12 protein-coding genes are annotated in these 7,723 nt (G+C 44.0%); 5 read left to right on the top strand and 7 right to left on the bottom strand.

The window, feature by feature from the left end:
* The first annotated feature begins 66 nt into the window (after positions 1–66).
* Both ACRJJO_RS21575 and ACRJJO_RS21570 read left to right on the top strand, forming a co-directional pair.
* Positions 67–474 carry a hypothetical protein gene (locus ACRJJO_RS21575; RefSeq protein WP_431067617.1) on the top strand — a complete coding sequence of 136 codons (408 nt, stop codon included), beginning with the start codon at positions 67–69 and terminating at the stop codon, positions 472–474.
* A gap of 6 nt (positions 475–480) precedes the next feature.
* Positions 481–1,362 (top strand): TIGR03758 family integrating conjugative element protein, encoded by an 882-nt coding sequence (locus tag ACRJJO_RS21570; RefSeq protein ID WP_431067616.1) that lies wholly within the window; start codon positions 481–483, stop codon positions 1,360–1,362.
* A gap of 374 nt (positions 1,363–1,736) precedes the next feature.
* On the opposite strand, the gene ACRJJO_RS21565 is transcribed toward ACRJJO_RS21570, so the two are convergent.
* The 5 genes from ACRJJO_RS21565 to ACRJJO_RS21545 form a co-directional block, all read right to left on the bottom strand.
* On the bottom strand, positions 1,737–2,024 hold the full coding sequence (locus ACRJJO_RS21565; RefSeq protein ID WP_431067615.1) for a type II toxin-antitoxin system RelE/ParE family toxin: 288 nt from the start codon (positions 2,022–2,024) through the stop codon (positions 1,737–1,739).
* Positions 2,011–2,262, bottom strand: coding sequence for a ribbon-helix-helix domain-containing protein (locus tag ACRJJO_RS21560; RefSeq protein ID WP_205454439.1), 252 nt, complete (start codon positions 2,260–2,262; stop codon positions 2,011–2,013). The genes ACRJJO_RS21565 and ACRJJO_RS21560 overlap by 14 nt, the downstream gene beginning before the upstream one ends.
* 571 nt (positions 2,263–2,833) lie before the next feature.
* Positions 2,834–3,880 carry an MBL fold metallo-hydrolase gene (locus ACRJJO_RS21555; protein WP_431067619.1) on the bottom strand — a complete coding sequence of 349 codons (1,047 nt, stop codon included), beginning with the start codon at positions 3,878–3,880 and terminating at the stop codon, positions 2,834–2,836.
* Between the two features lie 52 nt (positions 3,881–3,932).
* The gene (locus ACRJJO_RS21550) at positions 3,933–4,436 is read right to left on the bottom strand and encodes a hypothetical protein (RefSeq protein WP_431067614.1); all 504 of its coding nucleotides are present in this window, start codon (positions 4,434–4,436) and stop codon (positions 3,933–3,935) included.
* Positions 4,433–5,128 carry a hypothetical protein gene (locus ACRJJO_RS21545; RefSeq protein ID WP_431067613.1) on the bottom strand — a complete coding sequence of 232 codons (696 nt, stop codon included), beginning with the start codon at positions 5,126–5,128 and terminating at the stop codon, positions 4,433–4,435. The genes ACRJJO_RS21550 and ACRJJO_RS21545 overlap by 4 nt, the downstream gene beginning before the upstream one ends.
* 930 nt (positions 5,129–6,058) lie before the next feature.
* On the opposite strand from ACRJJO_RS21545, the gene ACRJJO_RS21540 reads away from it, so the two are divergent.
* From ACRJJO_RS21540 to ACRJJO_RS21530, 3 genes are read left to right on the top strand one after another with little or no spacing between them, the layout of a single operon-like run.
* Positions 6,059–6,193 (top strand): hypothetical protein, encoded by a 135-nt coding sequence (locus tag ACRJJO_RS21540; protein WP_431067612.1) that lies wholly within the window; start codon positions 6,059–6,061, stop codon positions 6,191–6,193.
* A 34-nt stretch (positions 6,194–6,227) separates the two neighbouring features.
* Positions 6,228–6,410 carry an antitoxin Xre/MbcA/ParS toxin-binding domain-containing protein gene (locus tag ACRJJO_RS21535; protein ID WP_431067611.1) on the top strand — a complete coding sequence of 61 codons (183 nt, stop codon included), beginning with the start codon at positions 6,228–6,230 and terminating at the stop codon, positions 6,408–6,410.
* Positions 6,410–6,862 carry an RES family NAD+ phosphorylase gene (locus tag ACRJJO_RS21530; RefSeq protein ID WP_431067610.1) on the top strand — a complete coding sequence of 151 codons (453 nt, stop codon included), beginning with the start codon at positions 6,410–6,412 and terminating at the stop codon, positions 6,860–6,862. Before ACRJJO_RS21535 ends, ACRJJO_RS21530 begins: the two co-directional genes overlap by 1 nt.
* A 256-nt stretch (positions 6,863–7,118) precedes the next feature.
* On the opposite strand, the gene ACRJJO_RS21525 is transcribed toward ACRJJO_RS21530, so the two are convergent.
* The gene (locus tag ACRJJO_RS21525) at positions 7,119–7,298 is read right to left on the bottom strand and encodes a DUF1289 domain-containing protein (RefSeq protein WP_431067618.1); all 180 of its coding nucleotides are present in this window, start codon (positions 7,296–7,298) and stop codon (positions 7,119–7,121) included.
* A 13-nt stretch (positions 7,299–7,311) separates the two neighbouring features.
* A partial coding sequence (locus ACRJJO_RS21520; protein WP_431067609.1) for a hypothetical protein occupies positions 7,312–7,723 on the bottom strand: 412 nt, incomplete at its 5' end.

The following is a 7,723-nucleotide window of genomic DNA, read 5'->3' as shown; positions in this document are numbered from 1 at the left end:
GTCATTTAAAATTATAGCTCAGTATGTAGCTTTATTAGCTACTGGCCCTATATGTTCGGCATGTGTATGCACATCGGACAGGCAGAAACCATCGATCCGGAATTAACCGCGCTGTTCAAGCAACAGCTGGATACCCGAGAAGAAGTGCAGATCCAACAGAGCATGCCGGTCGAACTAGACGCCGGTAAACCCGGTTTAGAACAGGCGGTCTTGTGGACGATCATTGGGCCGACCTATTGGCGGAACCAGTTAAGCATTGTGTCAAAACAACAGAATCAATCGCAGATTCTGGCGACGATACCGGTTACCGGCATGGTGGACGGATTTGGTCCCGCTCAATCGAAAGGAATGCTCTCGGTCGAAACGAAAGTTCAGGGTCCGAGCGATCCTTTATGCTGTCCAACGCAGGCCCAAGTGCTTTACTTTCGTTATCGGGCAGGGCAGTTACAAGAATTAGCACCCGACTCAGAGTAAAGCGTCATGAAGAAAGCCAGGCAACTGATCATGGGCTTGTTCATCTCAGGAGTGGCGTGGGCGGCTTCCGAATACAGCGATTACTTGGCGGCGCTCAGTGCCAGAGAATCCAGCAGCAATCCCACCAGTGTCAATAAATACGGCTTTTTAGGCAGTTATCAGATGGGGGAGAGCGCGTTGATCGATGCCGGTTATTATCTCAAAGATCACACGCCGGATATCAATGACTGGACAGGCACCTGGACCGGGAAGAATGGGATACACAGTAAAGCCGACTTTTTAGCGAACGCGGCAGTACAAACCCAAGCGATCAAAGATTACAACATCAAGCAGTGGGGCTATATCAGCAATGTAGGCTTGGATCACTATGTTGGCCAAACGATCGCCGGTATCGTCATGACCGAATCGGGTTTATTGGCAGGCGCTCACCTGGTCGGGGTCGGAGGGCTTAAAACGTTTTTACAATCCAACGGTGCCCAAATCCCCAGTGATGCCAATAACACCGCCATTACCCATTACATTTCGACGTTTAATGGGTATAACCTGGCACCGATTACCGGCAATGTCACCACCGGAGGCAATGCCGGTTCCGGCAGTACGGGGGGTAATGGCAATAATGGCGTTCAACCTCCAGCCCCCACTGTCTGGCAACCGCTGATAAACCCTTCGGCTGCATTCACAAACAGCGCCGGCGGCGTCAGCTATCAAGAACTTAAAACTGCGATACAGTCGATTATCGCAATCCTACTGTTTTTATGGATCGCCTTTGTAAGCTGGAGTCAATTCAAAATGTGGGGCGAAAACAGTATCTCGATCATGGCAATGAAGTCCAATATCGTTCGTGCCACTGCGTTAATGATGCTGTTATTGTTTATTTTTATGCTGTGAGACGGATTGAAATCAACGATCCTCAATCCATCCGCTTCCGGCATCAATCTGAATAAACTATGCAATGTGCGGGAGAAATTGGTAGTGCAATATGAAACACGAGGCATCCCCTAACAGTAGTTTTTTGATTTCATAATCGGTTTTTCTTGCACTTATCCGGCATTTTCATCTCGGATTATTTGATTTTGGGAGAATTTCGCAGATGATATTATCGTAAGCGGACACTCAAAAAATCGAATTTCGTTGGACTTTGGACTGGTAATTTCAGAAGGAACCAGTATCTGCAAAGGCTGATTAGGTCAAACGCGCATTTCGGGATTGTGTAGCACCGAACTTCCCAATGATTAAATGGCGACTGGTGGCACGACTGCTTGTTATAGCCAATCTTCCGTATCCTGATGGCCTAAAATAGTCATGATTTCGACTGTGCCGTCATTGATCCGGTAATAAATACTGTCGGTGCCATACACGCTACGCCTGTACCCAGCACGGATAGAGTCAACGGCCTGATATAGATAAGGCTGTTCAGCGATGTGTGCAAAACGATCAAGCATCCCTTGATGATATTGATCGGCTCTCTGATTACCATGCGTTTTAACGCCGTATAACCAGATTCTCTTCAAATCGGCGCGGGCTTTTTTCGAAAGTTTATAAGAGCCCATCTTGCCGTGCTTCTTCCTTGAAGTTGGCCAATAATTCGTCCGGCTGCTCGTCGATAAAACCGCTCTGTTCCGCTTTAATCAGTTCAGAACGAATATGCTCGATTTCAAGCTGCCGCCGCCGTGCCTGCCGGATAAGGTCGTTAATCGCCTCGCTCTTACTGCTGTACTCTGCACTGGCGACTTGGGCTTTCAACCATTCGTCATTGGGTTCCGATACGGATATGCTTTGTCTTACCATGGCCTGACCTTTCAAAAATAGGTTATGCACCAATATAGCACCAATTTCGCACCACATAAAACAAAATACAGCGTCCAAAAAACAATCGTTTTGTTGAACTCTGGCGGCAAGGCCGTTTTCTATCGAAATTTGCCTATTTTCACTGCAGAATACTGGTTCTAAAAAACTGAGTTCGATTTATTGTTGTTTGATTGCAGGTTGTTACACCTAGCCGTTACGACCTGCAATCGTAACGCCCCAAACCAGCAATCATTCGTGCCGACCTGCAATTATCCGCAGCAAACCAGGATTATTTGCAACTGAAATATGTCACTGTCCATCGGCGGCAGCCGGCCACTTTGAGACATTCAAGGGTTTCAGCGTATGGCAGCTGACAAACCGAAAGCTGTCAGCCTAGCGCACCGGCTTCGAAGAGTTTACATAGCGAAACAAGCAAGTTCCGCTTGCTGTCGCCATGTGGGTGGTGTTTGTATTTTGCAGCGCTCTTCTCCCCAAAATATACCGGTGGGATCGAAAAGAACGTAGTTAATGGCTTTTTCCAGTTCAAGATCATACCAAGTTGGCCACATCACTAAATGGCTGTAGTTGTAAATTTAACCGCATTTTCATTGCCCGAAATATTCAAATTACCATCTATGGTAATGCGTATTTGGATATGGCCCATTTTTTCGTTAATAGTTTTTCTATCTTTGGCGATGGATCGGAGTTCCCTTTCCACCATGTTTTCTCGTTTAATCCTTTTATTTGCTTGAGGATCTCTGGTGATTAAAAAATGGGAAGATAATTTTTGTAGCTTATTAATGTTATCGGCTGTTGGTAAGCTGCTTCGAGTATAGGGAGTTGTCATCGATAACGGCGATTTAATTAACAGCTCTTGCCAAATCTTGTCGTGATAGCCGGTTTCACTACCATGGTGAGCAACCTTAAATAATGAAGCAGATGACAGACTTAATTCGTTAATAACATTGTTTTCGAAAATGGCAGACCAACCTGTCTGTGGATTGCCGGTTTCCTCCAAGTCAGAGCCTAACAGGGCCGAAAAATTACCAAAAGAAAAATGGAGTGCCACGGCATTAAGATTTTCGCTTGTCGGCACAACATTTCTAGTCCGGCGTTTACCTTGTTTTTGTGCCAATTGAGTTAAGGATGCAATAGATTGAGTGACAGCGACGTCGCTAGGCGATAAGGCAACTAGACGTGTTGGTACCGTATTTCTGTAATCAAAAAAAGTATGTCTGTTTTTGACGGCGGAGAAGCGGTTTCTATCTCCTGTCTCGCGGAGAAACTCGATAATTTCTCTAAATTCCCGAATGTCCTTATCGGTATCGGCAAAGATATCCTTTTTATATAGTGCTGCGAGTTGGAAAGCTTCTTTTTTTAATAGAGCGATGGAGCAATACAACTTTGCGTTATGACAAGCCTTTAACAAGGCTGATGCCCCTTCGATATGGTCTGAATGCCAATGTGTGATTAAGATACCAATCACTTGTTGGCTTACATCCACCCCGATAGACTGTAAGTAATTAAGGGCAATTGGCTGTTTGGTAATCGGACAAAGGCAACTGTCAATGATAAACCAGCGGCCTTCTCCAAAGTTAAGTACTATACATTCACCAATTCCGGGGCCGAAAAGGGATATTTCAGCGCAAGCGATTTCCGGTGGTGTATTTTCAATCGGCGAGAAAAAAATCAGCGTACTCCTCGGCCAATTTTTCAGCGTCTTGAATTTCTGCCGTTGTCCATGGTGGTAGGCGGCGAAAACGGATAGTTGAAAACCGTTCCCTACTATATTTTTGCCCTTGTCTATAGCCTATGTACCAATCGAACAATGCACCTGGTTCGATAAGGATTTGATCTTTAGCGTCTATTTCGTCTCTTGATAAAACAACCAATTCGTTCGGATTTTCAGAATTGGTGAGATCTTCTAGTTGAACGGTTAATTCTTCCTCGTTCGAACTGACTATGACTCCGCGCCATCGTTGCTTGATTTCTTCTCTTGGCGTCGTGAGATCAATTACATCGAGAGGGAGTTTTTTGCTACGAGGCCGAATTTCTGGCTCTTTTGTAGAAAAGATATCGGTACCATCTTTACCATACCTGTATTCGGTTGGTTCTTGATGATAATTATTAGTGGTATCTTTTTCTTTTAATAAGCTTGCTGTTGCTGTACTCATATTGCGTGACTCAGTTGTGATTCCATGATGTTCTCAGTTAGTTGTTTGGCAAAACTTAATGACTGATCCCAATGATTTTCAAGAACCTTTATCATGGATGTTGCATTTGAATCTTTTAAATCAACATGATTGTTAATGCTAAATTGTAGTGCGTAAGGCCCTGCTTGCGGAAGCACGTTAATTTTTGGCCGAATGTAGCCTTCTAAATCATCTGGTCTAGGAAGATTCATTGTTAACTCCCACAATCCAAGCGTTTTTTGTTGCTGTTCATCCAGTTCACTTACGAAGGTCGCTGCTTGTTTCCAATATTCTTGAGGCGCTAGTTTCTGTCCAAATTGTTTCCACTTGTCTTCATCCGGTATTTTGATTACAGAACTAAAATTCATGCCCATTTGAATAATTGGAGTTTCGCTCAATAATGAAAAGGTATGGATTACCAAATCCTTTATTGATTGGTATTCTGTAGCGAGTGGTGAAAGGATTGAAAATTTATTTAATAATACCGTTAGCTTACGTTCGTTGGGCAATTCCACTTGGGCTAAATCAGGCAAGCTAATAACTTCGTCTTGGCTGTAATCCCATTCTTCAACAATTTCTTTTCGGATAAACCATTCCGGATGAAATATTTTAGGATTCATGCTCCCAATTAGAACGATGCTTGCTTCTTCTCTGATGATTTCCCAATCGCTCATATTCGTCCAGGTCCCGTAAGCTTTGATGCCCAATCAATTGACCACAATCAAGCCCGAATTATAGATGATGAAAAGGCGTAAAATAATTTGAAGTATATGGGTACTGTGTGTTGCAATCAAGCGATTTTATGCTTACTAACGTCAGGAATAAAGTTTACTACGGTCATTAAAGCCTAAGGCACAGAGGTCTGCTTAGGGTCGTTAACGACTTCTTAAATACATAATAACAACAGTAATACACTGTCATCTTTCATTTGCCTTGATGCTGTTATGTCATCAGCTTAAATGCCATTGGATCCTCGCCAGGCTCTAATATTCGCAGAATAATTATTCATCTCCTATCGTAAAGCAGTCGATTGCATGGGGATCTTAGACATAGCGCCTAATATTCTTTTTGATTTTTTCCTTTGCTCGCTTTTGATCAACGAAAAAACTGCGATCATTTCAAACGTTTTGAATAATCCTTTTCGATAAAGCTTGGCTTAATCCAGATCAAAGTTTTGTATCATCTATGCGGCGATTGCGCCAAGATTCTTCATAGCATAATAGGATAGTCGATAGCCAACTATACATAATTATCCGGTCTGCCGTTTTTTTTGGTCACTTTGATTGCTTAAACTTCACGATTCTGCCTCATCGAGAATCAACTAGTTCCAGTTACATGGATAGAGGCTTTCTCGCACACCAATCAAGATGCTTGGATTCATGCTATCGGCATAGCCGAGCGAAGACTCCGTTGCTATTAGCACTCGCCCTAAGCCGATGTTTTCTCGGTCGGAAACAACCATACCCGCATATTTATCAGCATTAGCGTCAACTCTAGAACACAAAGGCATATTGTCTATACTTCAATTAAAAATGGAATCGACTCGTTAAATGGGTACAATTCCACGCAGCTCAATAAATCTCATCGGAACAACAAAAAGGCCCATGAACCTGACCCGAGGTACCTATGCTTTGATGGCATTGATAACAGCATTATTATGGATTGCCCTGGGTAATTTTTTCTCATTGCCGGCTGCATCGGATTGTCCCCGAGGCGACTTAGAAGCGCCGCCGGGATAGATTAAGCGCCCAAGAATCCGAACGAACTGAACGCTTGGCCAGAATCTATGCGACTGCTCAGTACGTTTGGAACTCGGTAGACGATGCCAGGGAATTTCTGCATAAGCCTCATCCAATGCTGCAAAATCGAGCTCCCCTTGAGGTTTCGATGACCGAAATAGGAGCCCGTCGGGTCGAAGAATTGCTCTGGCGCTTGTATTACGGTATTGCGGCTTAGTGAAGATCTACCGGATTGCGGACGGGCGCCATCCTATTTGGGACGGGACAGGCGCGGCATTCATTGGCGGACGATGGAATAGCCCAGGCAAGCCGGTTATTTCTGGTTCGTTGTCATACTCTTGCGCCATGTTAGAAATTCTGGCACATGCCAACACCGGCCGTATTCCTGAAACCCAGCAGTATGTCATCGTAGACGTACCCGGCAGTGTTTCGGTAGAAATCGTTGAGGAGAACCAGCTCCCAGAGGGTTGGGATTCAGAAAACAACGCCCCGGCCAGGGCATTTGGCGACCAATGGCTAAACCAAGCACGGACTGCAATAGTAATTGTCCCATCAGTTATTGCCAGATTAGACCAAAACGTCCTCGTTAACCCGCTTCATCCTGATGCCAAAAAGGTCATAGTTTCAGAGCCTAAAAAAGTCATTTGGGATAAGCGATTATTTCAGTAAAGCTCTATCACAATAGAAACAATACGTTAATACATTTCCCCATAGCCGAGATTGGCTCAAATCGACCAATTTGGGAAGATCGGCCATCAAGAGACAGACACCAGTTTGGTATGGGTGGCTGTTCTTCCTCGTAAAGCTGTCATTCAGAGACATCTAGCCACGCACCTAAACCGACAATGAAGGAAAGTTCAACAGTTGAGTTCACCTGCGTTTTGGAGCGTAGGGGAAAATTGTCAGGTTGTAACGATTTGTTATTCTATTTGGCAACGTTCATTTGGGACAGTCTTTTTTTAAGCGAGTTTAGGAGTGCTTGTTTTGCATATGGCTTCATCTTTTTCCATTGCCGGGATTCTTCTTGAGTGCGACCACACCCAATGTACCACTCGCTAGGGCCGGAGTATTTACAGACATCGATACAAGGAGTTTTCTTTTTCACTTTCAATGTTTTATCACTCAACTCGACCTAATATATTATCTATACTGGCCTCGAGTTGCCGAAGCCTGTTGAACTCTTCGAGAAGACGTTGCTCTAGATTTTTGAAATTAAGAGGTAGGAACCTAGAACATATGTTATTTCCCTCACCGATCACGCTATAGCCCTTCCAGCTATTTATTCGATCAGCTTCTAGCGTTAGAAGCTCTTGAATAAACCTCTGCTGTTGTGGACAGTCCTCTTCTGCATGCAGGTGAACAGGGAATTCTTTTTTCTGTATCTGGGGGGTTTCAATATAGGTTTCAAAATGGACTCCGCCCTGGTTATGGTTATGCCAGTTCTCTTTATAGAGGTGCAGATAAGGACCACGATTATATATAGGGCCAGTAGCTAATAAAGCTACATACTGAGCTATAATTTTAAATGAC

This window comes from Methylotuvimicrobium sp. (assembly GCF_050611805.1).
Classification (GTDB): Bacteria; Pseudomonadota; Gammaproteobacteria; order Methylococcales; family Methylomonadaceae; genus Methylotuvimicrobium.
Note: the sequence above shows the minus strand (reverse complement) of the source record. Positions and strands in the feature narration are given on the sequence as shown.